This is a genomic window from Nocardioides lentus, assembly GCF_039529515.1.
Classification (GTDB): domain Bacteria; phylum Actinomycetota; class Actinomycetes; order Propionibacteriales; family Nocardioidaceae; genus Nocardioides; species Nocardioides lentus.
The window spans coordinates 46,853-72,742 of sequence record NZ_BAAAMY010000006.1 but is presented as its reverse complement, the minus strand read 5'-3'; the positions used below and the strand labels follow the sequence as shown (position 1 = coordinate 72,742).

Genomic DNA, 25,890 nt, shown 5'->3' with positions numbered 1-25,890 from the left:
CTCTCCGAGCGCACCGTACGCCCGGCGTCAGCCCCCCGACCAGAGCAGCGCGGGTGCGGCCTGGGCGGTGGCCCGACGGAACTGGTCGGCCGCGTCGGGGCCGACCCGGCGGCCCAGGGCGTCGAGCGCGGCGGCGTCGTAGGCCACCGCTCCGGCGTCGGGTCCCTCCGCGACCTGGAGGTCGGCGACCACGGCGGCCGCGGCCGCGGCGGCGTCGGTCTCGCCCCACCGGCCGAGCGCCCAGCCGGCCGCGCCCGTCGTGTTCGCGTTGACGCCCGGTCCCTCCGACCCGACGAACCCGCCGTCCGGCCGCTGGGCCGCGAGCAGCCAGTCGGCGGCTGCGGCCATGGCCGCCTCGCCCCCGTCGACCTCGGCGGCCACCGGCCCGACCACGAGCAGCGCCAGCGCGGTGGTGTCCGCGTCCGGCGTCGCGTCCGGGGCTCCGTCGCAGGTCTCGTCGGCGGCGTTGGGGCTCGCGAACGAGGCCCGGAAGAACCCGTCGGCGCACTGCTGGTCGAGCAGGAACGACGCGACCCGGTCGGCCTCGTCGCTCCCGGCGACGACGAGCGCCCGGGCGCCGAATGCCTGGCCGATCACGGTCGAGAAGTCGTCGTCGGCGTCGTCGGCGAGGCGCCCCTCCGAGGGGCCGTCGGCGACCACGAGACCCTCCAGCTGGGCGAGGAGGTCGCCGGTGTCGGCGCCCTGGCCCTGCAGGAACGCGAGGGCCTTGGCCGTGGCGCCGGCGTACACGTCACCGCGGAAGGTCGTGTACACCGCGGCGTCGGTGCGCACCGCGTCGGTGATCGCGGCGACGGTGTCCTCGTGGCCGCCGACCTCGTCGAGCGCGAGGCCGACGTCGATGCTGAGGCCGTAGTCGTCGAAACCGCCGGTGCGCACGACGCCGTCGTCGGGCGCACCGGCGAGCCAGCCGGCCGCGGCGCGCGCTCCCGGCGTGGCGTCGGGGACGACTCCGGGGGCGGGTGCGGCGCCCTCGGAGCCGGCCGAGGCCGAGGGGTCGTCGGCACCACCGTCGTCCGCCGTGCCGCCCGAGCAGGCGGCGGTGAGGGCGAGCAGACCCGCCGCGAGGCCGGACGCGGCGGTCCGCGCGGGCGTCACCCGTCCTGCCCGGCGGAGCCCGGGTCGAGCCAGCGCAGGGCGGGGGCCGCCTGGGTGGTGGCCCGACGCCACCGGTCCGGCGGCGGCACCCCGAGGCCGCTCGCGCGCCCGACCGCGAGGTCCGGCTCGTCGTAGGCGACGGCGCCGGCGTCGATCCCGGTGGTGAGCTGCAGCGGCACCAGGGCCTCCGCGGCCCGGGCGGCCGCGGCGGTGCTGCCCCACGCGCCGAGGGCGCGCGCGGCGAGACCGGTGGTGACCGCGTTCGGCCGTCCCGACTCGCCGCCCGGCACCAGGCCCGAGTCGGTCTGCTCGGTGACGAGCCAGCGAGCGGCCCGCTCCATGGCCCCCTCGCCGCCCTCGACCTCGTCGGCGACGGGCCCCAGGAGCAGCAGCACGAGCGCGGTCACGTCGGCGTCCGGGCGCGACCCGGCCCCGCCGTCGCAGGTCTGGTCGGGGGCGTCGAGCGCGGCGAAGCCGACCCGGAACCAGCCTGCGGTGCACTGCTGGTCGAGCAGGAACGACGCGACGTCGGCGGCGCGCGGGCTCGCGGAGTCGACGAGCGAGCGGGCGGCGTACGCCTGCCCCACGACCTCCGGGAGCGTGTCGCGGGTCGAGCCGCGCAGCCGACCGGGGAAGAGGGGGTCGGTGGAGGCCGCGGCCTCGAGGTCGCCGCGCAGGCCGCCGGCGTCCTCGCCCTGGGACTGCAGCAGGTACAGCGCCTGGGCGGCCGGGCCCGGCAGCAGCTCGCCGTCGTCGCGGGTGAACTCGCGCCGCTCGGCGGCGACGGCCCCGGCCACCGCGGCCACCGCGGCCCGCCGGTCGCCGAGCTCGTCGACGGCGAGCGCGATGTCGATGGCCTGCCCGAGGTCCTCCACGTCGCGCTCCTGGTCGCGCACCGTGCCGCGGGTCAGCTGGCGGACCAGCCAGTTCGCCGCGAGGTCGGCCTCGCCGCCCGGCGCGACCGAGGCCGCGGGCCGGGCGCTGGGCTGCTCCCCGCCCGTCGGGCTGACCGCGACCACGACGGCGCCGGCCACGACCACCGCCGTCGCACCCCCCAGGGCGTACGCCGTGCGCCTCACGTCAGGCGTTCGAGGACGAGCTCGCGCACCCGGGCAGCGTCCGCCTGGCCGCGCATCTCCTTCATCACGGCGCCGATCAGCGCTCCCGCGGCGGCGTGCTTGCCGTCGCGGATCTTCTGCGCCACGTCGGGGTTCGCCGCGATCGCGGTGTCGACGGCCGCGCCGAGGGCGCCGTCGTCCGAGACCACCGCGAGGCCGCGGGCCTCGACGATCTCGGCGGGATCGCCCTCACCGGCGAGCAGGCCGTCGAAGACCTGACGGGCGAGCTTGTCGTTGATCGTGCCGGCCTCGACCAGGGCCTGGACCCCGGCCACCTGGGCCGGGGTGACCTCCAGGTCGACCAGGTCGACGCCGAGGTCGTTGGCCCGGCGGGCGAGCTCGGTGAGCCACCACTTGCGGGCGGACTGCGGCGAGGCGCCGGCGTCGACGGTCCGCTCCACCAGCAGCAGCGCGCCGCCGTTGACGGTGTCGCGCATCTCCGCGTCCGAGAAGCCCCAGTCGGCCTGCAGCCGGCCGCGCTTCACGGTCGGGTTCTCCGGCAGCGTCCCGCGCAGCTCCTCGACCCACTCGCGCGAGGGGGCGACGGGGACCAGGTCCGGCTCCGGGAAGTAGCGGTAGTCCTCGGCGTCGGACTTCTCCCGGCCCGAGGTGGTGATGCCCGTGTCCTCGTGCCAGTGGCGGGTCTCCTGGGTGATGGAGCCGCCGTCGGCGAGCACCGCCGCGTGCCGCTGCATCTCGTAGCGCACGGCGCGCTCGATGGAGCGGAACGAGTTGACGTTCTTGGTCTCGGTACGGGTGCCGAGCCGCCCGCTGCCCCGCGGGGCGAGGGAGAGGTTGACGTCGGCGCGCAGGTTGCCCTGGTCCATGCGCGCCTCGGAGACCCCGAGCGCGACGATCAGCTCGCGCAGCTGCTGCACGTAGGCGCGCGCCACCGCCGGGGCCTTCGCGCCCGCGCCGACGATCGGCTTGGTGACGATCTCGATCAGCGGGATCCCGGCACGGTTGTAGTCGACCAGCGAGTAGTCGGCGCCGTGGATGCGGCCCGAGGTGCCGACGTGGGTGGACTTGCCGGTGTCCTCCTCCATGTGGGCGCGCTCGATCTCGACCCGCACGACCTCGCCGTCGACCTCGACGTCCATGTGGCCCTCGAAGCAGATGGGCTCGTCGTACTGGGAGGTCTGGAAGTTCTTCGGCATGTCCGGGTAGAAGTAGTTCTTCCGCGCGAAGCGGCACCACTCGGCGATCTCGCAGTTGAGCGCGAGCCCGATCCGGATCGCGGACTCGACCGCGGTGCGGTTGACCGCCGGCATCGAGCCCGGCAGGCCCAGGCAGGTCGGGCAGACCTGGGTGTTGGGGGCCGCGCCGAACCCGGTCGGGCACCCGCAGAACATCTTGGTCGCCGTGCCGAGCTCGACGTGGACCTCCAGCCCGAGGGCGGGGTCGAAGTCGGTCAGCACGTCGTCGAAGGACACGAGCTCTACGGTCATGGTTCCCCTACGTGGCGAGGTCGGGCGGGATCAGGAGGTGACGAGGTCCGGCGGGGCCTGCGGCCCGCCCCACTGCTGCTGCAGGAGGGCCTCGAGGGCGGCGCCGACCCGGTAGCAGCGGTCGTCGGCGAGCGCGGGGGCCAGGATCTGGAAGCCCACGGGCAGCCCGTCCTCCGGCGCGAGACCGGCCGGCACCGAGACGCCCGGCAGGCCCGCGAGGTTGGCGGGGATGGTGGCGAGGTCGTTGAGGTACATCGCCAGCGGGTCGTCGAGCTTCTCGCCCAGCCGGAAGGCCGTGGTCGGCGCGGTGGGGCTGACGAGCACGTCGACCTGCTCGAACGCCGCGGCGAAGTCGCGCGCGATCAGCGTGCGCACCTTCTGCGCCTGGCCGTAGTAGGCGTCGTAGTAGCCCGACGACAGCGCGTAGGTGCCGAGGACGATGCGGCGCTTCACCTCGTCGCCGAAGCCGGCGTCGCGGGTGGCCCGCATGACGTCCTCGGCGCTGGGCGCGCCGCCCGTCGCGGTGTCGGCCGGGGTCACCCGCAGGCCGTAGCGCATCGCGTCGAAGCGCGCGAGGTTGCTCGACGCCTCGGCCGGGAGGATCAGGTAGTAGGCCGCCAGCGCGTGCTCGAAGCTCGGGCAGGAGACCTCCACGACCTCCGCGCCCGCGCCGACCAGCAGGTCGACGGACTCGGAGAACCGCTGGCGCACGCCGGCCTGGTAGCCCTCGCCGCCCAGCTCGGTGACGACGCCGACGCGGACGCCGCTCAGGTCGCCGGAGGCACCACGTCGCGCGGCCGCCACCGGGTCCGCGAGCACCTCGGTGGTGCTGGTGGAGTCACGGGGGTCGTGGCCGCCGATGACCTGCTGCAGCAGGGCCGCGTCGAGGACGGTGCGGGTGACGGGACCGGCCTGGTCGAGGGAGTTCGCCAGCGCCACGAGCCCGTAGCGCGAGACCGCGCCGTAGGTCGGCTTCACGCCGACGGTGCCGGTCACCGCGCCGGGCTGCCGGATCGAGCCACCGGTGTCGGTGCCGATGGCCAGCGGGGCCTCGAAGGCGGCCACCGCGGCCGCGGAGCCGCCGCCCGAGCCGCCGGGGATGCGGTCCAGGTCCCACGGGTTGCGGGTCGGGCCGTAGGCCGAGTGCTCGGTGGAGGAGCCCATCGCGAACTCGTCCATGTTGGTCTTGCCCAGGATCGGCAGGCCGGCCTCGCGCAGTCGCGTGACCACCGTCGCGTCGTACGGCGGGACCCAGCCCTCGAGGATCTTCGAGCCGCAGGTGGTGGGCAGGCCCTTCGTGGCGAGCACGTCCTTGACGGCGACGGGCACGCCGTCGAGCGCGGAGGTGGACGTGCCGGCGGCACGACGGGCGTCGGAGGCCTCGGCCTGCGCCAGCGCCCCCTCGGGGTCGACGTGCAGGAAGGCGTGGACCGGGCCGTCCACGGCCGCGATCCGGTCCAGGTGGGCGCGGGTCAGCTCCACGCTGGTGGTCGAGCCGTCGGCGAGGGCGTCGGCGAGGTCGGCGGCGCTGCGCCGGACGAGGTCGCTCACTGGTCCTCCCCCAGGATCCGCGGCACGGCGAAGCGCTGCTCCTGGGCGTCGGGCGCACCGGCCAGGGCCTCGTCGGGGGTCAGGCCGGGGGTCACGACGTCCTCGCGGAACACGTTGGTCAGCGGCAGCGGGTGCGACGTCGGCGGCACGTCGTCGAGCGACAGCCCCTGGATCGAGGCCACCGACTCCAGGATCACGCCGAGCTGGGGCGCGAGGTGGTCGAGCTCGGCGTCGGAGAGGTCGATGCGGGCCAGGTCGGCGAGGTGCGCCACCTGCTCCCGGGTGATCGAGGGAGGAGTCGCGGCCATGGGTACCAGCCTAGGAGCAGCGCGGCCCACGGCCGCGCCCGGGATGAATCCCGGGTCGTGCGACGTTGCGTCTGCGCAGACTGGTTAACCCTTCAACGAAAGGACGACCCCATGGCCGTCAAGGTCGCGATCATCTACTACTCCTCCTACGGCACCGGCCAGGCGATGGCCGAGCGTCTCGAGCAGACCGCCCAGGGCCTGGGCGCCGAGGTCCGCCGCCGCCACGTCGCGGAGACCGCTCCGGACTCCGCCGTCGAGTCGCAGGACGGCTGGAAGGCGCACCGCGACGCCGTCGCCTCCGAGCCCGTCGCCTCCCCCGACGACATCGAGTGGGCCGACGTCGTGATCTTCGGCTCCGGCACCCGCTACGGCCACGTCACCAGCCAGCTCCAGTCCTTCATCGACACCCTCGGCCCGCTCTGGGGCCGGGGCGCGCTGGCCGACAAGGTCTACGCCGGCTTCACCTCCGCCTCGACCCGCCACGGCGGGCACGAGACGACGCTGCTGTCGCTCATGACCTCGTTCGCCCACTTCGGCGGCATCATCGTGCCCCCGGGCTACACCGACCAGCTGAAGTTCGCCGACGGCAACCCCTACGGCGTCAGCACGGTCGCGGGCGACGGCGGCCTCGACGACGACACCACCAACGCGCTCGACCACCTGGTCACGCGTGCGGTCGGCGTCGCCGACAAGCTCGCCTCCTGAGCCACGGCACCGCAGCGCCCGCACGACCCGCAGCACCCGACGGCCCGCCGCCGCCCCTCCGGGGGCCGCGGCGGGCCGTGGTCGTCGGCACCTCTCACCCGGGCCCGGCTCAGGCCCCGGTGGCCGCCGTTCCCGTGTCGTCGTCCGTGTCGTCGTCCGGCCCGGCGACCGGGGGCGGGCCCTGCTCGAGCAGGGCGACGAAGCCCGCCTCGTCGAGGACGGGCACGCCGAGCTGCTCGGCCTTGTCGGCCTTGGAGCCGGCGTTGTCACCGACGACGACGAAGTCGGTCTTCTTGGACACCGACCCCGCCGCCTTGCCGCCGCGGGCGAGGATCGCCTCCTTGGCGGAGTCGCGGCTGAAGCCCTCGAGCGACCCGGTGACGACCACCGTGAGCCCCTCGAGGGTGCGCGCCACGGACTCGTCGCGCTCGTCGGCCATCGACACCCCCGCGGCCGCCCACGCGTCGACGATCGCGCGGTGCCAGTCGACGGCGAACCACTCGATGACGGCCTCGGCGATGGTCGGTCCGACGCCCTCGGCGTCGGCGAGCTGCTGCTCACCCGCGTCGCGGATCGCGTCCATCGAGCCGAACTCCTGCGCCAGCGCCCGGGCGGCGGTGGGCCCGACGTGGCGGATCGACAGCGCGACCAGCACCCGCCACAGCGGCACCTGCGTGGCCCGGTCGAGGTTGGCCAGCAGGCGCCGACCGTTGGCGGACACCACGCGACCGTCGACGGCGTCGTCGGCCTCCGCCTTCCTGGCGGCGCGGGTGAACAGCCCGGTGCGCAGCAGCGCGGCCTCGTCGAGGTCGAAGACGTCGCCCTCGTCCGCGATCACCCCGGCGTCGAGCAGGGCGACCGCCGCCTCGTAGCCCAGGCCCTCGATGTCGAAGGCGCCCCGGCCGGCGACGTGGAACACGCGCTCGCGCACCTGGGCCGGGCAGTGCCGGTGGTTGGGGCAGCGGAGGTCCTTGTCGCCCTCCTTCTGCTGCGCCAGCCCGGTGCCGCACTCGGGGCAGTGGGTGGGCATGACCCACTCCGCGAGCCCCTCGGGTCGCAGCTCGAGCACCGGCTTGACGATCTCCGGGATGACGTCGCCGGCCTTGCGCAGCACGACCGTGTCGCCGGGCCGCACGTCCTTGCGCCGCACCTCGTGCGCGTTGTGGAGCGTCGCCATCTCCACCGTCGAGCCCGCGACCCGCGTCGGGACCATCCGCCCGAACGGCGTCACGCGGCCGGTGCGCCCGACGTTGACGTCGATGGCGAGCAGCTCGGCGTTGACCTCCTCCGGCGGGTACTTGAACGCGATCGCCCACCGCGGCGCCCGGCTCGTCGAGCCGAGCCGGCGCTGCGCCGCGACGTCGTCGACCTTGATCACGACGCCGTCGATCTCGTGCTCGACGTCGTGACGGTGCTCGCGGTAGTGGTCGATCATCTCGCGGGCACCGTCGAGCGACGCGACGACACGGGTCCGGTCCGAGACCGGCAGGCCCCAGGCCGCGAGCGCGTCGTACGCCGTGGACTGCGACAGCGGCCCGAAGCCCTCGCGGGCCCCCAGACCGTGGCAGACCATCTCCAGCGGACGGGTCGCGGTCACCCGCGGGTCCTTCTGCCGCAGCGAGCCCGCCGCGGCGTTGCGGGGGTTGGCGAACGGCGGCTTGCCGGCGTCGACCATCGTCGCGTTGAGCCGCTCGAAGGCGGCCACGGGCAGGAAGATCTCGCCGCGCACCTCGACCAGCGCAGGCACGGGGAACTCCTCGGTCCCGGCGAGACGGTCCGGCACGGAGCCCAGCGTGCGGACGTTGGGCGTGACGTCCTCGCCGGTGCGCCCGTCGCCGCGGGTCAGCGCCCGCACCAGGCGCCCACCCTCGTAGAGCAGGTTGATCGCGAGCCCGTCGACCTTCAGCTCGCAGAGCAGGGCCGGGTCCGCGACTCCCTCGCGGGCGAGCCGGTCGTGCCAGGAGAGCAGCTCGTCGGCGGTGAACGCGTTGTCGAGGCTCATCATCGGCTCGAGGTGGTCGACGGCGGTGAACTCCGTCGACACCGCGCCGCCGACCTTCTGGGTCGGCGAGTCGGGCGTGCGCAGGTCGGGGTGGGTCTCCTCCAGCTCCTCGAGCCGGCGCATCAGCCGGTCGAACTCCCCGTCGTCCAGCGACGGGTCGTCGAGCACGTAGTAGCGCCACCGCGCGTCCTCGACCCGCTCCGCGATCTCCCGGTGCTCCGCGCGCGCCTCCGCGCCCGCGCCCTCAAGGCTGGTCATGGGTCCATCCTGCCGGTCAGGACCGACAGCGGCCCGACCCCCGGTGCGGGGGCCGGGCCGCTGCGAGCCGGGTCCGTCGTACGACGTCGGCTCAGGCGGTCAGCGAGCGCGAGATCGCGTCGACGAAGGCCGGCAGGTCGTCGGGGTTGCGGCTGGTGATGAGGGTGCCGTCGACGACGACCTCCTCGTCGACCCACTCGCCGCCGGCGTTGCGCACGTCGTCGACCAGGCTCGAGAAGGAGGTGAGGCGGCGGCCCTTCGCGAGGCCGGCCGAGATCAGCAGCCACGGCGCGTGGCAGATGACGGCGAGGACCTTCCCCTGGGCGGTGGCGTCCTGCACGATCTTCTGCGCGGTCTCGTCGGTGCGGATGGTGTCGGCGTTGACGGTCCCGCCCGGGACGACCACGGCGTCGACCGTCGAGACGTCCAGGTCGGCGAAGGTGCCGTCCACGTCCACCTTCTGGGTGGGCGTGGTGTCGCCCTCGACGGCCTGGATCGGGTCGGTCGAGGTCGAGTAGACCTTCACCTCCGCGCCGGCCTTCGCCAGCTCGTCGCGGGGCTGCACGAGCTCGGCCTCCTCGAAGTGGCTCGTGGCGATGATTGCGATCTTCTTGCCGGTCAGGTCAGCCATGGGATTTCCGTTCCCCTTCACGTCGGGTGCATGCGGATCTGTCTAGACCGCAGTGTCACGAACGCGTCACGACTCGCTTTGCTTCCCGGGTGCACGGCCGTTCCTCACGTATCTTTCGCCCTGGTCGGCCCCCGGGATCGACTCGGAGACGGTCGGACCGTCCAGCCCCTGCTGTCGAGTCACCTGGAGGACCGTGAGCCCCACCCGTCGCCTGACCCCCAGGCCCCACCCGACACCGATCCCCGACCACCGCGGGGGGACCTCGTGACCGGTCTCCCCTTCCCGGAGTGGTTGTCGCAGAACCTCGCCGACGTCATCTTCCGGACCCAGCAGCACTTCCTGCTGTCCATCTACTGCGTGGCCCTGGCGGCCGCCGTCGGCCTCACGCTGGCGCTGCTGACCTACCGCTCGGTCACCCTGCCGAACGCCTCGATCGCCGTGATCGCCGTCGCCTTCACGATCCCGTCGGTGGCCCTGTTCGGCTTCGTCTACTCGATCACCGGCAACGCGCTGCTGACCTTCATCCCGGTCGTGTCGATGTACGGGCTGCTGCCCATCACCCGCAACGCGATCGTCGGCCTGCAGTCCGCGGATCCCGGGGTCATCGACGCCGCCCGCGGCATGGGCGTGGGGTCCTTCCGCATGCTGTGGCAGATCCGCTTCCCCATCGCGTGGCCCGTCATCCTCGCCGGCCTGCGCGTCTCGACCCAGCTCACCGTCGGCATCCTCGCCATCGGCGCCTTCATCGGCGACTTCGGGCTGGGGATCTTCGGCTTCAACGCCCTCAACAACCTGGGGTCGGTCAACACCGGCAACCAGGCCCTCGCGTGCGTGATCTTCGTGGCCGCCGTCGCCCTCGTGTTCGACGGCATCTTCGTCGTGATCCGCCGACTCACCACCCCGAGAGGTGCCCGTGTCTGAGCAGACCATCGCCGAGCCCGCCGTCGGCACGTCGACCTCCGAGCCGACGTACGGCGTCCCGATCTCGCTGAAGAAGCTGACCAAGCGCTACCCCGGCACCAAGCGCGCCGCCGTCGACGCCGTCGACATGGAGATCCCCGCCGGTGAGATCGTCGTCTTCGTCGGCCCGTCGGGCTGCGGCAAGACGACCACCATGCGGATGATCAACCGGATGATCACGCCCAGCGACGGGGTCGTGGAGATCGACGGCAAGGACGTCGCGTCCCTCAACGACACGACGCTGCGCCGCCAGATCGGCTACGTGATCCAGCAGATCGGCCTGATCCCGCACCTGACGATCGCCTCCAACGTCGCCCTGGTGCCCAAGCTGCTCGGCTGGGACAAGAAGCGCATCAAGACGCGCGTCGACGAGATGCTCACCGTCGTCGGTCTCGACCCGGCCCAGTACCGCGACCGCTACCCCCGCCAGCTCTCCGGTGGCCAGCAGCAGCGCGTCGGCGTGGCCCGGGCGCTCGCGGCCGACCCGCCGATCATGCTGATGGACGAGCCCTTCGGCGCCGTCGACCCCATCACCCGCGGTCGGCTCCAGGAGGAGTTCCGCAGCCTCCAGCTGACGATGAAGAAGACGATCGTCTTCGTCACCCACGACTTCGACGAGGCCCTCAAGCTCGGCGACCGCATCGCGGTGCTGCGCGAGGGCTCGCAGATCGCCCAGTACGACACCCCCGAGAACATCCTCGCCGCCCCGGCCGACGACTTCGTGGCCGGCTTCATCGGCGAGGGCGCGGCGCTCAAGCGCCTGCACTTCGAGCCCGTCTCGAGCATCCCGCTGGAGCAGGCGACGGGCACCGCGGCGGGCGACATCTCGGTCACCCCGACCGACAGCCTCCACCAGGCGCTCGACCTCATGGTCGGCAAGGGCAGCACCACGATCCCCGTCGTCGAGAACGGCACCACGAAGGGGTCGGTGTCGGTGCAGTCGATCCTGGCCCGTGTCGGCCGCACCCACGGCGGGAGCCACGCGGGGAGCCCCTCGTGAGCGCGGGCACCACCGAGCGCGTCGACGCCCCCGTCCCCGGGGAGCCCGCCGACCCGCACGTCGGGGCCGGCGGCGGGCCCCCGCCCGTCGCGGCCACGCGGATCATCACGCCGCGCGACGCCGTGCTGCCGATCGTGCTCGCCGCGGTGCTGGTGGCGCTCTACTTCTACGTGGACGGCCGCGAGCTCGACAACATCGAGGTCAACCTCCTCGACACCCAGGCCCTCGTCGACGCCACGATCCAGCACGTCCAGATCGCGTTCACCATCGCGGTCCTCGTGGTCCTGATCGCGGTGCCCCTCGGGATCCTCGTCACCCGCCAGCGCACCAAGAAGCTGGCCCCGATCGTGCTGGCGGTGGCCAACTTCGGGCAGGCGGCCCCGAGCCTGGGACTGCTCGCCCTCGTCGGGATCTACTACACGGGCTTCTGGGCGGTGGTCATCATCCTGACCGCCTACGCGATCCTCTCCGTGCTGCGCAACACCATCGCCGGTCTGCAGCAGGTCGACCGCGGCGTCCTCGACGCCGCCAAGGGCATGGGCATGTCCCCGGCCGCGGTGCTGCTCAAGGTGGAGCTGCCGCTGGCCGTCCCGATCATCGGGGCGGGCGCCCGCACGGCCCTGATCCTGGCGGTCGCGACCGTGCCGCTGGGCCAGTTCCTCAACGCCGGCGGTCTCGGGACCAACCTCATCGGCGGCATCAAGACCAACCGTCCGATCGCGACGCTCAGCATCGCCGTGATCATCGCCGTCCTCGCGCTGTTCCTCGACTGGGCCGCCGGGATCCTGCAGCGCTGGGCCACCCCGCGCGGCGTCCGGTGACCCGACCCCGACTCGCTCGACCGCAACGCTCGACCATCCTCGAAGGGACCCACATGACCACCCAGCCCATCACGCGTCGTACGCGCCGTGTCCTCGCCGGCGTCGGCGCCACCGCCCTCGCCGTCTCCCTCGCCGGCTGCGGCCTCGACGAGAGCTCCTCGGTCGGCAACGACGTCGCCGGCGGCGGCGAGTGCGGCGGCCTCGTGGCCACCGGCGACGCCATCGACCCCGAGGGCCTCACCGACGTCCCCGTGGTCGTCGGCTCGAAGGACTTCGACGAGCAGCTGGTGCTCGGCGAGCTCACCTCGCAGTACCTGTGCCTGTGGGGCGCCGACAACAGCACCGACCTCAACACCCAGGGGTCGACCCAGGCGCGCGACAAGATCATCCGCGGCGAGAACGACATCATGTGGGAGTACACCGGCACCGGGTGGATCAACTACCTGGGCAACGAGGAGCCGATCTTCGACCCGCAGGAGCAGTACGACGCCGTCAAGGAGGCCGACGTCGAGAACGGTGTCGTGTGGGGCCCGCTGTCGCCCTTCAACAACACCTACGCCTTCGCGGTGACCGAGGACTTCGCCAACGAGAACGACGTGGCCACCCACTCGGACATGGCGGCCTACATCGACGAGAACCCCGACTCGACCGTCTGCGTGGAGTCCGAGTTCGCCAACCGCCCCGACGGCTACCCCGGCTTCAAGCAGGCCTACGGGATCACCGGCGGCGACGAGCAGAGCCTCGGCACCGGCGTCGTCTACACGCAGACCGGCAACGGCAACTGCGACTTCGGCGAGATCTTCACCACCGACGGCCGCATCGCCGCCAACAACCTCGTGGTGCTCGAGGACGACGAGGCGTTCTTCCCGCTCTACAACGGCGTGCCGGTGACCTCCGTCGACTACGACGAGCAGAACCCCGAGGTCCTCGAGGCACTGACGCCGCTCGCCGAGTCGCTGACCACCGAGGTGATGCAGGACCTCAACACCCGGATCTCGGCCGAGGGCCAGTCCCCGGAGCAGATCGCCTCCGACTACCTGGTCGAGGCCGGGTTCGCCGAGGAGGGCTGACCCACTCCCCACCGGGGCGGCGGCACCGCCCCACCCGCAGCACCCGCCGGCCCGTCGTCCACCAGGACGGCGGGCCGGTGTCGACTCGTCACGAGATCCCGCCGTACGACCGCCCAGCCGTCACGACCTCCCGCCGTACGACCGCCCAGCCGTCACGAGATCCCGCCGTACGACCGACTCGGCGGCTCCGGGGCGGGAACTGGCGCCGACTCGGCGGCTCCGGGCCGGGAACTGCCGCCGACTCGGCGGCACCGGGGCGGGAACTGGCGCCGACTCGGCGGTCAGGGGGTGAGGGCGCGGGCGGCGGAGGCCAGCGTGGTGCACGTACGACGGGCGGCCCCGGCCGCCGCGCCGGCGAGGCCGCAGGCGGGGGTGAGGACGATCCCCCCGGCGTGGGCCTCGAGGTCGAGCCCCACGAGGTCGCACCAGCGCTCGACGCGCTCGACGAGGGTCGTGTCGGTGGGCACGGGGGCGCCGTGGGCGACGAGTCCCAGGCCGACGGTGCCGCCCGCCTCGAGCGACTCGGCGAGCTGGTCGTGGTCGGCGGCGGTGAGCAGGTCGGCGTCGACGAGCAGGCCCCGCGCCCCCGCGCCGCGCAGGAGCCGCAGGACGGCCCCGTCCTCGGACGGCGCGCAGCAGTGCGCCCAGGGCTCGGCGCCGGCCGCCACGACCGCCCCGAGCACCTCCTCCAGCAGCGCCGAGGCCTCCGGCGGGTGCACGGTGCGGTGCCGCCCGAAGCCCGAGGCCGTCGGCACCCGCCCGGCCATCACGCCGGGCAGGGCGGGCTCGTCGACCTGCACCACGTACGACGTGGCGTCGGGCAGACGGCGCCGCAGGTCCGCGACGTGGTCGCGGACGCCCTCGGCGAGGGCCTGGGCCAGGTCGCGGCGGGCGCCGTGGTCGGCCAGCACCTTGTCGCCGCGGGGGCGCTCGACGGTCGCCGCGAGCGTCCAGGGCCCGGCGACCTGCACCTTGACCGGGCCGGTCAGGCCCTGGCCCTGCTCCTCGAGGGCGTCGAGGTCCTGCGCGAGCAGGCTGCGGGCGCGGCGGTGGTCGACGCCCGCTCCCCCGCCGGTCAGCCGCCACCCGGCGGGCTGCAGGTCGGCGCCGAGCTCCGCGACCAGCGCGAGCCCGCGGCCGGTCGTCGTGGCCGGGGCCCCGCGCCCGGGCAGCTCGACGAGGTGCGGCAGGTCGAGCTCGCCCAGCACGACCCGCTGGGCCTCGGCGAAGTCGGTCGCGTCGTCGCCCGGCCACGACCCGACGCCCGAGGCGCGGGTCACGCGCGGGCCCGCTCGTCGGCGGGCCGGGCGTCGGCACGGGCGGCGTGCTCGGCCCGGTCGGTGGCCACGATGGTGGCCGACCCGACGACCCGACTGCCGTCGTAGACGACGACGGCCTGGCCCGGCGCGACGCCCTCGGCGGCCTCGTGCAGCTCGACGTCGACGTGGTCGTCGACGACGCGGACGGTCGCGGCGTGCTCGCGACCGTGGGCTCGCAGCTGGACGGTCCCCCGCAGGGGCCCGTCCGGCGCGGGTCCGCACCAGCGCGGCCGGTCGGCGCGCAGCCGGGTCACGGCGAGCCGCTCGCGGCCCCCCACCCGGACCGTGCCGGAGACCGGCTCGATGTCGAGCACGTAGCGGGGCCTCCCGTCGGCGGCGGGGCGTCCGACGCGCAGCCCGCGACGCTGGCCGATCGTGTAGGCCCACGAGCCCCCGTGGGTGCCGAGCACCTCGCCGGTGACGTCGTCGACCACCTCGCCCCCGCGGTTCGGTGCGTCGTCGCCGAGCTTCTCCGAGAGCCAGCCGGCGGTGTCGCCGTCGGCGACGAAGCAGATGTCGTGGCTGTCGGGCTTGTCGGCCACGAGCAGCCCCCGGCGCCCCGCCTCGGCGCGCACGTCGGTCTTGAGGGAGCCGCCGAGCGGGAACAGGGCGTGCTCCAGCTGCCCGGCCGTCAGCACGCCCAGCACGTAGGACTGGTCCTTGGCGGGGTCGACGGCGCGGTGCATCTCCCGCCCGGCGGCGCCGTCGACCAACGTGGCGTAGTGACCGGTGGCGACCGCGTCGAAGCCCAGGGCCACCGCACGGTCGAGCACGGCCGCGAACTTGATGCGCTCGTTGCAGCGCAGGCACGGGTTGGGGGTGCGGCCCGCGGCGTACTCGTCGAGGAAGTCCGTCACCACGTCGTCGTGGAACTCCTCGCTCATGTCCCACACGTAGAAGGGGATCCCGATGACGTCGGCGGCACGCCGGGCGTCGTTGCTGTCCTCGACCGTGCAGCAGCCCCGCGCCCCCGACCGGTAGGACGCGGGGTTGCGCGAGAGCGCCAGGTGCACGCCGGTGACCTCGTGGCCGGCGTCCACGGCGCGCGCCGCGGCGACGGCGGAGTCCACCCCGCCGGACATGGCCGCCACGACCCTCACGGCGACGGCTCCGGGCCGCGCGTCACCAGGACCGCCGGCCGGCGGCGCGGGCGCGCTCGACCACCGGGCCGATCTCGGCGACGACGGCGTCGACGTCGGCCTCCGTGGAGCCCCGTCCGAGCGAGAACCGCAGCGACCCGCGGGCCGCCGCGTCGTCGCAGCCCATGGCCAGCAGGACGTGCGAGGCCTGCGGGACCCCCGAGGAGCAGGCCGAGCCGGTCGAGCACTCGATGCCGCGGGCGTCGAGGAGCATCAGCAGCGAGTCGCCCTCGCAGCCGGGGAAGGTCAGGTGGGCGATGCCCGGCAGACGGTGCGTGGGGTCGCCGTTCTCGACGACGTCGCCGACGACGCCCCGGACGCCGGCGACCAGGCGCCGGCGGAGCGCGGCGAGGTGGGCGGCGTGCTCGGCCTGCTGCTCGGCGGCGGCCGTCACCGCGGTGGCGAACCCGGCGATCGAGGGGGCGTCGACGGTGCCGCTGCGCAGGTCCTGCTCCTGGCCGCCGCCGTGGACCATGGGGACCAGGCCGACCTCCCGACGACACACGAGCGCGCCGACGCCGTAGGGGCCGCCGAGCTTGTGGGCGCTGACCGTGAGCGCGTCGACGCCGAGCGCCGCGACGTCGACCTCGACGGCACCGACGGCCTGGACGCCGTCGGTGTGGACCGGCACGCCGTGGGCCGAGGCGAGAGCGACGACCTCGTCGAGGGGCTGGAGGGTGCCGACCTCGTTGTTGCCCCACATCACCGAGACCAGCGCCACCGAGCCGGGGTCGCGCTCGAGGGCCGCGGCGAGCGCGGCGGTCTCGAGCCGGCCCCGGGAGTCGACGGGGAGGTGCTCGACCTCGGCGCCGTGGTGCTCGGCGAGCCAGTGGGCCGGGTCGAGCACCGCGTGGTGCTCGACGGCGGTGGTGAGGACCCGTCGCCGCGCGGGGTCGGCGCCGCGGCGGGCCCAGAAGAGGCCCTTGACGGCGAGGTTGTCGGCCTCGGTGCCACCGGAGGTGAAGACGACGTCACCGGGTCGGCAGCCGACCGCGGCGGCGACCTGCTCGCGCGACTCCTCGACCACCCGGCGGGCGCGCCGACCCGACGCGTGGAGCGACGAGGGGTTGCCCACGGAGCCCAGCAGACCGGTCATCGCCTCGACCGCCGCCGGCACCATCGGGGTGGTGGCGGCGTGGTCGAGGTAGACGGTGCGCGGCTCGGCCGCGGTCCCCACGGTGCGGTCGACGGGGACGGACGCACGGACACTCATGGCACCGCCCAGCGTACGCTCCGGGCGGCGGGTCAGCGCAGCCGCAGGTCCGCCGACAGCGCGAGGTGGTCCGTGCCGGCGACGAGGTGGCGCTCGGTGCCGAGGACGGCGGTGCCGTCGCGGACGAGCACGTGGTCGATCTCCGCCGAGCGCGGCAGCGGCAGCGGGCCGAGCGAGAACAGGCCGTTGACCGGCCAGGTCGGCCGCCAGCCCTCGTTGGCCACCTCGGTCGCGGTCCGGTAGCCCTCGGCCGCCAGGCGCCGCATCGGCCGGTGGTCCATGGTCGCGTTGAAGTCGCCCAGCACCACGTCGGGCCGCTCGCGGCGGACCGCGGCGAGGATCGCCGCGTGGTCGCGCCGCCACCCCGCGGCCCCGTCGTACGGCGCGATCGGGTGGACCGCCAGCACCCGCAGGTCGCGGTCCCCGCGCTCGACGGTGAAGGCCACCGAGTCGAGCTGCGTCGGCAGCACCCGCACGTCGCGGACCGGGTCGGCCGAGAGCACCAGGGTGCCCTCGATGTCGGCGCCGGCCCGACCGGCGCGGTGGGGCCAGGCCTCGTCGGCGCCGAGGCGCCCCAGCGCCCGGGTGGTCCGCGCCGTCGCCTCCGGGAGGACCACCAGGTCGGCACGCGCCTCGCGGGCGGCCGCCACCACGTCGGCGGGGTCGCCGTCGCCGCGCAGCAGGTTCGACGTCATGACCCGCAGCGGCACCGCGTCGGGCGCGGCGGCGGGCTCCGCGCCCGCCACCTGAGGCGCGAACCAGCTCGCGTGCAGCGCGAGCGGCACCACCACCAGCACCGCCACGACGCCCGCAAGCAGGCGGGCGCCGCCGGCCGAGCGCAGCGCCGCGACGACCAGGACCAGCAGCGCCAGCGCGTAGAGCACGAGGGCGGCGGGCGCGAAGGTGACGGCCTGCACGGCCAGCACCCACCCGGGGTCGCCGAGGCGCAGCACCGTCAGGGCCGCGGCCGGCACCAGCAGCACGAGGAGGACCGCCACCACCACACCACGCCGCACCATGGCGCCGACGGTAGCCAAGGCACCCGGACGGACGACGACCGCGAAGAAATCACGCGACGCCGTGAACGCGAACACCCGGTGGCCCGTATCCCCCGTGGGTCACGTCGCCGACGCACGTGCGGCGGCCGGCCCGACATGGGGCACCCAGCCGGGTGACCGACCTCGTCGAAGGGATCCGCAGATCATGCAGCGACTGACCACCCTCACCGTCGGCCTCGCGGCCGCCGCCCTGACCGCCGTCTCGTTCGCGCCGGGCGCGAGCGCGGCCCGCGGCGCGGACTTCGAGACCAGCGCCTCCTCGCAGGCCCCCGCCTCCGCGCGGGCCTTCGGCATCACCAGCGACGGCGAGCTCGTCGCGTTCCGTCTCGCCAACCCGCAGTCCGTCAACAGCTACGGCGCGCTCACGGGCTGGGCCGAGGGCGACACGGAGTCCATCGGCGCCGACGTGCGTCCCTCCAACGGCCGCCTCTACGTCGTGGGCGACGGCGGCGGCGTCTACACCGTGGCGCTGCGCACCGGCGCGCTGACCCAGGTCGGCCAGATCTCGGTGCCCCTGGACGGCCAGCGGTTCGGCGTCGACTTCAACCCCGCCGCCGACGCGCTGCGGATCGTGTCGGACGCCGGGCAGAACCTGCGCCTCGCGTTCACCGACTCCGGCGTCACCACCAACGTCGACACCCCGCTGACGAGCCCGCCCACCGCGGGCACCACCAGCGGCGTGACCGCCGCGGCGTACACCAACAACGACAACTCGACCGTCACCGGCACCACGCTGCTCGACATCAACACCGCCACCAACGGCGTCGTCGTGCAGGCCCCGGCCAACGCCGGCACGCTGAGCTCGGTCGGCAGCCTGCGCAAGGGCGTGGGCCCCGACGCGTCGTTCGACATCTACTCCGCGGTCGACGGCGAGGGCGTGACCTCCGACAACGCCGGCTACGCGATCCTCATGCAGAACGGCAACCGCATCCTGCACCAGGTCAACCTCACCACCGGTGAGGCCACCCGCGTCGGCCGCTTCCCGACCGACGTCGCCGACCTGGCGATCCGCCTGGCCCCCGGCACCCGCTGAGCCGACGGGCGCCACGCACGACACGCTCCACGCACGACGGGCCGGCCGGGGGACTGCTCCCCCGGCCGGCCCGTCGTGCGTCGTGGGGCGGGCCCGCTCAGCCGCTGACCGCGGCCGCGAGGGCCTCGAGGGAGCCCTCGAGGTCCGCCGCCGGGATCAGCGGGAACGAGATCTTCTTCAGCAGCTCCGGGTCGGTGACCTTCTCCCAGTCGTAGGTCAGGGTCACCCGGGTCGCGTCGGGACCCTGGGCCTCGAGCTGCCACACCCATTCCCAGCCGGGCGGCTCGGTGCCGGCGGGCGCGGTCTCCCAGGCCAGCAGGTGGTTCTCCTGGTAGCCGGTGACGTGGTTGTCGGTCTGGTAGTCGCCACCCATCATCTCGGCGTGCATGTTCATCCGGAACGTCTGGCCGACGGCGGTGATCCGGTCACCGTGGTCGACGGAGACGACGGTGCCGGAGGTGTCGAGCTCGGGGTGGCGCTGCGGGAGGGAGAGGACGTCGAACACCTGCGGGCTCGCGGCGTCGATCGTGCGCTGGACGGTGATCCTGGTCTCGGACATGACCGCCGGGTGCCCAGGTCGGGCGTGGGCGATGCGTCCCGGGCGACGCGGGCAGGAGCTCAGTGGTCGCGCAGGAGCGCCAGGTCGTCGCGGTGGACGAGCTCGCGCTCCCAGCCCGCGCCGCGCTCGGCGGCGATGTCACCGGTCGAGCGCCCGAGCAGGTCCGGCAGGTCGGCGGCGTCGTAGGCGACCAGGCCGCGGGCGACCGGGACGCCGTCGGGCCCCGCCAGGTCGACGGGGTCGCCGGCCTCGAAGCTGCCCGAGGCGCCGGTGACGCCCGCGGGCAGCAGCGAGGCGCGGCGCTCCACGACGGCCCGCACCGCGCCGGCGTCGAGGTGGAGCACCCCGAGCGGCTCGGTCGCGTGGCGCAGCCACAGCAGCCGGGTGGGACGGCGGCGGCCGGTCGGGTCGAACACCGTGCCGACCTCCTCCCCCGCCAGGGCCTCCGCGGCGCGGGCCGCGGAGGTGAGGACGACGGGGATCCCCGCGCCGGTCGCGATGCGGGCGGCCTCCACCTTCGTCGTCATGCCGCCGGTCCCGACCCCGGCGGAGCCGGTCGTGCCGATGTCGAGCGCCTCCAGCTCCGCCGGACCGCCCACGCGGGGCACCAGGCGGGTCCCCTCACGCGCCGGGTCGCCGTCGTAGAGGCCGTCGACGTCGGAGAGCAGGACGAGCAGGTCGGCGTGGACCAGGTGGGCGGTGAGGGCCGCGAGACGGTCGTTGTCGCCGAAGCGGATCTCGGAGGTCGCGACCGTGTCGTTCTCGTTGACGACCGGGAGCACGCCGAGCGAGAGCAGCTGGTCGAGCGCCTGGTGGGCGTTGCGGTAGTGGGCGCGGCGGACGACGTCGTCCACGGTGAGCAGCACCTGCCCCGCCACGACGCCGTGACGCGCCAGGGCCTCGGTGTAGTGGCGCACGAGCAGGCCCTGGCCGACCGAGGCCGCCGCCTGCTGCAGGGCCAGCTGGTGGGGGCGGCGGCGCAGGCCCAGGGGCGCCAGGCCGGCGGCGATGGCGCCCGAGGACACCAGCACCACCTCGGCGCCACGGGCCCGCGCGGCGGCGAGGGCGTCGACCAGCGCGTCCAGCCGGACCGGGTCGAGCCCACCCGCGGCGGTCGTCAGCGAGGACGACCCGACCTTCACCACCACCCGCCGGGCGGCGGTGACCTGCTCCCTCACGGGCGCCCCGGGGCGTCCGGGTCGCGGTCGGGGTCCTCCTCGGAGCCGATCTCGTAGGACGTCGGGCCACGATGGGGGGCGGAGTCGCCGAGGTCGCGGCCCTTGCGCCGCTCGGAGCGCTCGGCCCGCTCGGCGTCGATGCGACGGGCCACGTCGGCGCGGGTCTCCTCCTCGCTGCGCTCGGCGAGCTCCTCCTGGATCCGCTTGCGACGGGCGGCGGCCGGGCGCTCGGTGTCGAAGCGCTGGTCCTCCCCGCGTCGCCCGAGCATCTCCGCGCCGGCGGCGATGCCGGGCTGGAAGTCGAAGACGACGCTGTCGCTCTCGGGGCCGATGAGGACGGCGTCGCCCTCCTCGGCACCGAGCTCGAGGAGCCGCGCCTCGACACCGAGCCGCTCGAAGCGGTCGGCGAGGAACCCGACGGCCTCCTCGTTGGAGAAGTCGGTCTGACGCACCCAGCGCTCGGGCTTCGTGCCCCGGACCCGCCAGCCCTGGTCGGTCTCGACCACGCTGAACTCGGCGCCGCCGGCGTCGGCGGGGCCCTGGGGGCGCAGCACGATCCGGGTGGCCCCGACGGAGGGACGGGCGGCTCGGGCGGCGGTGACGATCTCCGCCATCGCGAAGCCGAGCTCGCGCAGACCGGCGCCGGACGCCGCGGAGACCTCGAAGACCCTCAGGCCGCGGTCGCGGAGCTCCTCGACGGTCATCTCCGCGATCTCGTGACCGTCGGGGACGTCGGTCTTGTTGAGCGCGACCAGGCGCGGCCGGTCCTCGAGACCGCCGTACCGCTCCAGCTCGCGCTCGATGACGTCGAGGTCGTCGACCGGGTTGCGGCCCGGCTCGATGGTCGCGGTGTCGACCACGTGGACCAGCGCGGCGCAGCGCTCCACGTGACGCAGGAACTGGTGACCCAGGCCGCGGCCCTCGCTCGCGCCCTCGATCAGGCCGGGCACGTCGGCGACGGTGAACGTCGTCTCGCCGGCCGTCACGACGCCCAGGTTGGGCACCAGCGTGGTGAACGGGTAGTCGGCGATCTTGGGTCGGGCCCGCGACATCGCGGCGATCAGGCTGGACTTGCCCGCGCTCGGGAAGCCCACCAGCCCGACGTCGGCGACGACCTTCAGCTCGAGGGTGAGGACCAGCTCGTCGCCGGGCTCTCCGAGCAGGGCGAACCCGGGGGCCTTGCGGTTCTTGGACGCGAGCGCGGCGTTGCCGAGACCGCCGCGGCCGCCCTCGGCGACCACCATCTCGCTGCCGCTGCCCACGAGGTCGCCGAGGACCTCGCCGGACTCGGCCTTGACGACCGTGCCGTCGGGGACGCCGAGCACGAGGTCGGCCCCGTGGGCGCCGTTGCGGTGCCCGCCCGCGCCGTGGCCGCCGTGGGTCGCCGTGCGACGGGGGCTGTGGTGGTAGTCGACCAGGGTGGTCACGTCGGGGTCGACGCGCAGGATGACGGAGCCACCGGGGCCGCCGTTGCCGCCGTCGGGGCCACCGAGGGGCTTGAACTTCTCACGGTGCACGGAGGCGACACCGTTGCCGCCGCGCCCGGCGGCCACGTGCAGCCTGACCCGGTCGACGAAGCTGGGCACGGCCATCGGTGGAGCCTCTTCTCGTAGGTGGAGCGGGTGGTGCGGTCGGCGGTGTCGCCGTGGCGGTGTCGCCGTGGGGGTGTCGCTGTGGGGGTGTCGCCGTGGGGACGACGAAGGGCGCCCCGGTCCCGGGACGCCCTTGGTCGGTGCTGGTGCCTAGACGAGGGTGGTGGTCACTCGCCCGGGACGATGTTGACGACCTTGCGGCCGCGCCGGGTGCCGAACTCGACGGCACCGGCCTGCAGCGCGAACAGGGTGTCGTCGCCGCCACGACCCACGCCGGACCCCGGGTGGAAGTGGGTGCCGCGCTGGCGGACGATGATCTCGCCGGCGTTGACGGCCTGGCCGCCGAAGCGCTTGACGCCGAGGCGCTGGGAGTTGGAGTCGCGCCCGTTCTTGGTGGACGCCGCGCCCTTCTTGTGTGCCATCTCGTTGTCCTTCGCAGAGGGTGAGTCGCGGGTGAGTCGTCGGGGCCGGGGCCCGCGGACTCAGAGGCTGATGTCGGTGACCTTGACCTGGGTGTACTTCTGGCGGTGACCCTGGCGCTTCTTGTAGCCGGTCTTGTTCTTGTACTTCTGGATGACGATCTTCGGGCCCTTGGTGGCGCCGAGGACCTCGACGGTCACCGCGGCCTTGTCGAGGCCGCCGGACGTCACGTCGTCACCGTCGACGGCGAGCACGACCGGGAGCGTCAGGGTCTCCCCCACGGCGGTGGGCACCGTGTCGATCTCGATGACGTCGCCGACAGCGACCTTCTGCTGCTTGGCGCCTGCGCGCACGATCGCGTACACCGCGGTCTCCTCCAACGTCTGAGTCTTCTGTGTGGTCTGCGGCGCCTCGGACGGGGCCACACGGGACACCCGGATCACTGCAGACGCACGGCGCGCTCGCGCGCGCCGAAGGTAGATCGTACCGAGGTCCGGCCCCGACGACCAACTCGGTGCCCCCGGCGGACACCGGGGGCACCTCGTGGGCCGGTCGTCGGACCGGCCCGCGGGTCAGTCCTGGTCGCCGCCGGCGCCCGTCGTACGACGGGAGCCGCGCGTGCGGGTCACCACCCGGGGCGGCGGCGGGGCCTGGACGACCTCGGCCGGCGCCGCGCCCGCGGACGGGTCCGGCGTCGGCTCGGCGACCACCACGGCCGGGGTCGACCCCTCGGGGCTGCCGGCCGGGCGGGCCGCACGGCGACGGCGGGTGGTGCGCGTGACCGTCGGCGTCGTCGCCGTCGGCTCCGGTCCGGGCTCGGGGCCGGGCTCGGGGCCAGGCTCGGGGCTGGACTCGGGGGCCGGCTCCGGAGCGGGGTCGGCCGCCGGGACCGGGGCGTCGTCCGCCGGCGCGGCGACCGGCTCGGTCCGGGCCGCGGACCGCGACCCGCCGCGGCGGCGCGTCGACCGGGTGACGGTCGGCGTCGCCGCCGGCTCGACCGCGGGCTCGGGGACGGACGCGGCAGGCTCCGGCGCAGGCTGCTCGTCCGGCTGCCCGGCCGACTGCCCGGTCGGCGTCACGGTCGGCTGCTCGGTCGGCTGCTCGGTCGGCTGCTCGGTCGGCTGCTCGGCGGCGGGCGTGCGCGTCGAGCGGGACCCCCCGCGCCTCCGGGTCGACCGCGTCACCGTGGGGGTGGTCTCCACGGCCTCGGCGGCCGGGGTCGCGGCCGGGGTCCCGGCCTCGGCGACCCGGTCCTCGGCGGGCGACTCGGCGGGCGACTCGGCGGGGGCCGCGGTGCCGGCCTCGGGCCGGGTCGCCGCAGCCGGCTGTCGCGAGGGCTCGGGCTCGGTGGCCGGCTCGTCGACCGGGGGCCGGTCGGCGTTCTCCGGCTTGGCCACCGCGGCGACGTAGCTCGGGGACGGGGTCGGCCGCGGCGGGGTGGGCCCGTCGGACGCGTCGTCGCCGCGGGCCGGGCCCGAGCGGCCGTCACCGGAGCCGTTGCCGCCCTTGCCACCACGTCGGCGGCCCTTGCCACCACGACCGTCGCCGTCGCCCGCGCCCGACCCGGAGCCGGAGGGCTCGACCGGGACGTCCGACAGGTGCAGTCCGCGGCCGCCGCAGTGGGTGCAGGTCTCGCTGAAGGCCTCGAGCAGACCCGTGCCGATGCGCTTGCGCGTCATCTGGACCAGGCCCAGCGAGGTCACCTCGGCCACCTGGTGCCGGGTGCGGTCACGGCCGAGGCACTCGACGAGGCGGCGCAGGACCAGGTCACGGTTGGACTCCAGCACCATGTCGATGAAGTCGACGACGACGATGCCGCCGATGTCCCGCAGCCGCAGCTGGCGGACCAGCTCCTCGGCGGCCTCGAGGTTGTTCTTGGTGACGGTCTCCTCGAGGTTGCCCCCGGAGCCGGTGAACTTGCCGGTGTTGACGTCGACGACCGTCATCGCCTCGGTGCGGTCGAAGATGAGCGATCCGCCCGAGGGCAGCCACACCTTGCGGTCGAGGCCCTTGGCGATCTGCTCGTCGATCCGCTTGATCGCGAAGCAGTCCTTGCCGTTCTCGCCCGGCGTGAAGCGGACCAGCCGCTCCTCGAGGTCCGGGGCGACGTGGGCGACGTAGTCGCGCACGGTGTCCCACGCGCCGTCGCCCTCGACGAGGAGCTCGGCGAAGTCCTCGGTGAAGAGGTCGCGGACGACCTTCAGGGTGAGGTCCGGCTCGCCGTAGAGCAGCTGCGGGGCGCTGCCCTTCGCCTGGGACTCGATGGCGGCCCACCGGGCCGTGAGCCGCTCGACGTCGCGCGTCAGCTGCTCCTCCGTGGCGCCCTCGGCCGCGGTCCGCACGATGACGGAGGCGCCGTCCGGGACGATCTCCTTGAGCTCGGACTTCAGGCGCGCCCGCTCGGTGTCGGGCAGCTTGCGGGAGATGCCGCTGGTCGTGCCGTCGGGGACGTAGACGACGAACCGGCCGGCGAGGCTGATCTGGCTGGTCAGGCGGGCGCCCTTGTGGCCGATCGGGTCCTTGGTGACCTGCACGAGGACCGACTGGCCGCTCGAGAGCACGGACTCGATCTTGCGGGGCTGGCCCTCGACGTGGCCGAGCGAGGCCCAGTTGACCTCGCCGGCGTAGAGCACGGCGTTGCGGCCCTTGCCGATGTCGACGAACGCCGCCTCCATGGAGGGCAGCACGTTCTGGACGCGGCCGAGGTAGACGTTGCCGATGAGGGAGGTCTGGGACTCCCGCGCCACGTAGTGCTCGACCAGGACGCCGTCCTCGAGCACGGCGATCTGGGTCAGGTCGTCGCGCTGGCGGACGACCATCGACCGCTCGACCGCCTCGCGGCGGGCCAGGAACTCGGCCTCGCTGAGGATCGGCGCCCGTCGCCGGCCGGCCTCCCGGCCCTCGCGGCGTCGCTGCTTCTTGGCCTCGAGGCGCGTGGAACCGGCCACCGCGGTGATCTCGTCCTCGGCCGAGCGCGGCCGGCGGACGCGGGTGACGGTCTGGCCGTCGTCCTCCCCGCCGCCGGACTCGCCGTCGCCGGCACGGCGCCGACGTCGGCGGCGCTTGGAGGTGACGCCGTCGGCGGCGTCGTCGCCCTGGCCGCGGGACCCGGACGACCCCTCGTCGCCCGCGTCGTCGGTGCCGTCGGTGCCGTCGGCGGGCTCGGCGGACGCCTGCGCCTCGCTCGAGGCCGCCCCCGACCGGCGGCCCCGCCCGCCGGACCGGCGGCCTCCGGCGGCGGGCTCGTCCGCGGTGTCGTCCTCGCCGCCGGGGGCGCCGGGGTCGGCGGACCCGTCGGCGCCGCGCGCCGAGGTGTCGTCACGGGTGTCGTCACGGGAGTCCGACCCGGCGTCGTCGCCGTCCTGACCGCCGCCCTTGCGGCGCCGGCGGG

At 74.7% G+C, this 25,890-nt stretch carries 23 protein-coding genes; 6 read left to right on the top strand and 17 right to left on the bottom strand.

Going from position 1 to position 25,890, the window contains the following annotated elements; genetic code table 11:
* Nucleotides 1-27 precede the first annotated feature (27 nt).
* Genes ABD158_RS13680 through gatC form a run of 5 tightly spaced genes read right to left on the bottom strand, consistent with a single transcriptional unit; the run spans nucleotide 28 to nucleotide 5,541 of the window.
* Nucleotides 28-1,116: a hypothetical protein gene (locus tag ABD158_RS13680; RefSeq protein WP_344008077.1), complete on the bottom strand. Its 1,089-nt coding sequence runs from the start codon at nucleotides 1,114-1,116 to the stop codon at nucleotides 28-30.
* The gene (locus ABD158_RS13675) at nucleotides 1,113-2,195 is read right to left on the bottom strand and encodes a prenyltransferase/squalene oxidase repeat-containing protein (RefSeq protein WP_344008076.1); all 1,083 of its coding nucleotides are present in this window, start codon (nucleotides 2,193-2,195) and stop codon (nucleotides 1,113-1,115) included. Before ABD158_RS13675 ends, ABD158_RS13680 begins: the two co-directional genes overlap by 4 nt.
* Complete coding sequence (gene gatB / locus ABD158_RS13670) at nucleotides 2,192-3,682, bottom strand: Asp-tRNA(Asn)/Glu-tRNA(Gln) amidotransferase subunit GatB (RefSeq protein WP_344008075.1); 1,491 nt, start codon at nucleotides 3,680-3,682, stop codon at nucleotides 2,192-2,194. The genes ABD158_RS13675 and gatB overlap by 4 nt, the downstream gene beginning before the upstream one ends.
* Before the next feature lie 30 nt (nucleotides 3,683-3,712).
* Entirely contained in the window at nucleotides 3,713-5,233 is a 1,521-nt protein-coding gene (gene gatA, locus ABD158_RS13665; RefSeq protein WP_344008074.1) for an Asp-tRNA(Asn)/Glu-tRNA(Gln) amidotransferase subunit GatA, read from the bottom strand.
* On the bottom strand, nucleotides 5,230-5,541 hold the full coding sequence (gene gatC / locus ABD158_RS13660; protein WP_344008073.1) for an Asp-tRNA(Asn)/Glu-tRNA(Gln) amidotransferase subunit GatC: 312 nt from the start codon (nucleotides 5,539-5,541) through the stop codon (nucleotides 5,230-5,232). The genes gatA and gatC overlap by 4 nt, the downstream gene beginning before the upstream one ends.
* A 111-nt stretch (nucleotides 5,542-5,652) precedes the next feature.
* On the opposite strand from gatC, the gene wrbA reads away from it, so the two are divergent.
* On the top strand, nucleotides 5,653-6,246 hold the full coding sequence (gene wrbA / locus ABD158_RS13655; protein WP_344008072.1) for an NAD(P)H:quinone oxidoreductase: 594 nt from the start codon (nucleotides 5,653-5,655) through the stop codon (nucleotides 6,244-6,246).
* Nucleotides 6,247-6,355: 109 nt separating this feature from the next.
* Here the strand turns inward: wrbA and ligA are convergent, their stop codons facing one another.
* Both ligA and ABD158_RS13645 read right to left on the bottom strand, forming a co-directional pair.
* Complete coding sequence (gene ligA, locus ABD158_RS13650) at nucleotides 6,356-8,506, bottom strand: NAD-dependent DNA ligase LigA (RefSeq protein WP_344008071.1); 2,151 nt, start codon at nucleotides 8,504-8,506, stop codon at nucleotides 6,356-6,358.
* Nucleotides 8,507-8,597: 91 nt separating this feature from the next.
* Nucleotides 8,598-9,137 (bottom strand): type 1 glutamine amidotransferase domain-containing protein, encoded by a 540-nt coding sequence (locus ABD158_RS13645; protein WP_344008070.1) that lies wholly within the window; start codon nucleotides 9,135-9,137, stop codon nucleotides 8,598-8,600.
* A gap of 264 nt (nucleotides 9,138-9,401) precedes the next feature.
* On the opposite strand from ABD158_RS13645, the gene ABD158_RS13640 reads away from it, so the two are divergent.
* The 4 genes from ABD158_RS13640 to ABD158_RS13625 are packed head-to-tail and all read left to right on the top strand — an operon-like array spanning nucleotide 9,402 to nucleotide 12,988.
* On the top strand, nucleotides 9,402-10,058 hold the full coding sequence (locus tag ABD158_RS13640; RefSeq protein WP_344008069.1) for an ABC transporter permease: 657 nt from the start codon (nucleotides 9,402-9,404) through the stop codon (nucleotides 10,056-10,058).
* The gene (locus ABD158_RS13635) at nucleotides 10,051-11,097 is read left to right on the top strand and encodes an ABC transporter ATP-binding protein (protein ID WP_425573205.1); all 1,047 of its coding nucleotides are present in this window, start codon (nucleotides 10,051-10,053) and stop codon (nucleotides 11,095-11,097) included. Before ABD158_RS13640 ends, ABD158_RS13635 begins: the two co-directional genes overlap by 8 nt.
* Nucleotides 11,094-11,918, top strand: a complete 825-nt coding sequence (locus ABD158_RS13630) for an ABC transporter permease (protein WP_344008068.1) — start codon at nucleotides 11,094-11,096, stop codon at nucleotides 11,916-11,918. The genes ABD158_RS13635 and ABD158_RS13630 overlap by 4 nt, the downstream gene beginning before the upstream one ends.
* Nucleotides 11,919-11,971: 53 nt before the next feature.
* Nucleotides 11,972-12,988, top strand: coding sequence for a glycine betaine ABC transporter substrate-binding protein (locus tag ABD158_RS13625; RefSeq protein ID WP_344008067.1), 1,017 nt, complete (start codon nucleotides 11,972-11,974; stop codon nucleotides 12,986-12,988).
* A gap of 281 nt (nucleotides 12,989-13,269) precedes the next feature.
* Here the strand turns inward: ABD158_RS13625 and ABD158_RS13620 are convergent, their stop codons facing one another.
* The 4 genes from ABD158_RS13620 to ABD158_RS13605 are packed head-to-tail and all read right to left on the bottom strand — an operon-like array spanning nucleotide 13,270 to nucleotide 17,678.
* Nucleotides 13,270-14,268, bottom strand: coding sequence for a uroporphyrinogen decarboxylase/cobalamine-independent methonine synthase family protein (locus tag ABD158_RS13620; protein WP_344008066.1), 999 nt, complete (start codon nucleotides 14,266-14,268; stop codon nucleotides 13,270-13,272).
* Complete coding sequence (gene mnmA / locus ABD158_RS13615; protein ID WP_344008065.1) at nucleotides 14,265-15,407, bottom strand: tRNA 2-thiouridine(34) synthase MnmA; 1,143 nt, start codon at nucleotides 15,405-15,407, stop codon at nucleotides 14,265-14,267. Before mnmA ends, ABD158_RS13620 begins: the two co-directional genes overlap by 4 nt.
* Before the next feature lie 22 nt (nucleotides 15,408-15,429).
* Nucleotides 15,430-16,659 carry a cysteine desulfurase family protein gene (locus tag ABD158_RS13610; RefSeq protein WP_344008063.1) on the bottom strand — a complete coding sequence of 410 codons (1,230 nt, stop codon included), beginning with the start codon at nucleotides 16,657-16,659 and terminating at the stop codon, nucleotides 15,430-15,432.
* Between the two features lie 32 nt (nucleotides 16,660-16,691).
* Nucleotides 16,692-17,678, bottom strand: coding sequence for an endonuclease/exonuclease/phosphatase family protein (locus ABD158_RS13605; protein ID WP_344008061.1), 987 nt, complete (start codon nucleotides 17,676-17,678; stop codon nucleotides 16,692-16,694).
* A 184-nt stretch (nucleotides 17,679-17,862) separates the two neighbouring features.
* On the opposite strand from ABD158_RS13605, the gene ABD158_RS13600 reads away from it, so the two are divergent.
* On the top strand, nucleotides 17,863-18,750 hold the full coding sequence (locus ABD158_RS13600) for a DUF4394 domain-containing protein (protein ID WP_344008060.1): 888 nt from the start codon (nucleotides 17,863-17,865) through the stop codon (nucleotides 18,748-18,750).
* A gap of 97 nt (nucleotides 18,751-18,847) precedes the next feature.
* Here ABD158_RS13600 and ABD158_RS13595 read toward each other — a convergent pair whose 3' ends face one another.
* The 6 genes from ABD158_RS13595 to ABD158_RS13570 form a co-directional block, all read right to left on the bottom strand.
* Nucleotides 18,848-19,309, bottom strand: a complete 462-nt coding sequence (locus ABD158_RS13595) for an SRPBCC family protein (protein WP_344008059.1) — start codon at nucleotides 19,307-19,309, stop codon at nucleotides 18,848-18,850.
* Nucleotides 19,310-19,368: 59 nt separating this feature from the next.
* Entirely contained in the window at nucleotides 19,369-20,487 is a 1,119-nt protein-coding gene (gene proB / locus ABD158_RS13590) for a glutamate 5-kinase (protein WP_344008058.1), read from the bottom strand.
* Entirely contained in the window at nucleotides 20,484-22,079 is a 1,596-nt protein-coding gene (gene obgE, locus ABD158_RS13585; protein ID WP_344008057.1) for a GTPase ObgE, read from the bottom strand. Before obgE ends, proB begins: the two co-directional genes overlap by 4 nt.
* 167 nt (nucleotides 22,080-22,246) lie before the next feature.
* On the bottom strand, nucleotides 22,247-22,501 hold the full coding sequence (gene rpmA / locus ABD158_RS13580) for a 50S ribosomal protein L27 (RefSeq protein ID WP_344008056.1): 255 nt from the start codon (nucleotides 22,499-22,501) through the stop codon (nucleotides 22,247-22,249).
* Between the two features lie 60 nt (nucleotides 22,502-22,561).
* On the bottom strand, nucleotides 22,562-22,864 hold the full coding sequence (rplU, locus tag ABD158_RS13575; protein WP_344008055.1) for a 50S ribosomal protein L21: 303 nt from the start codon (nucleotides 22,862-22,864) through the stop codon (nucleotides 22,562-22,564).
* 207 nt (nucleotides 22,865-23,071) lie between these two features.
* Nucleotides 23,072-25,890 (bottom strand): Rne/Rng family ribonuclease (locus ABD158_RS13570; RefSeq protein ID WP_344008054.1); only part of this gene is annotated, 2,819 nt, incomplete at its 5' end.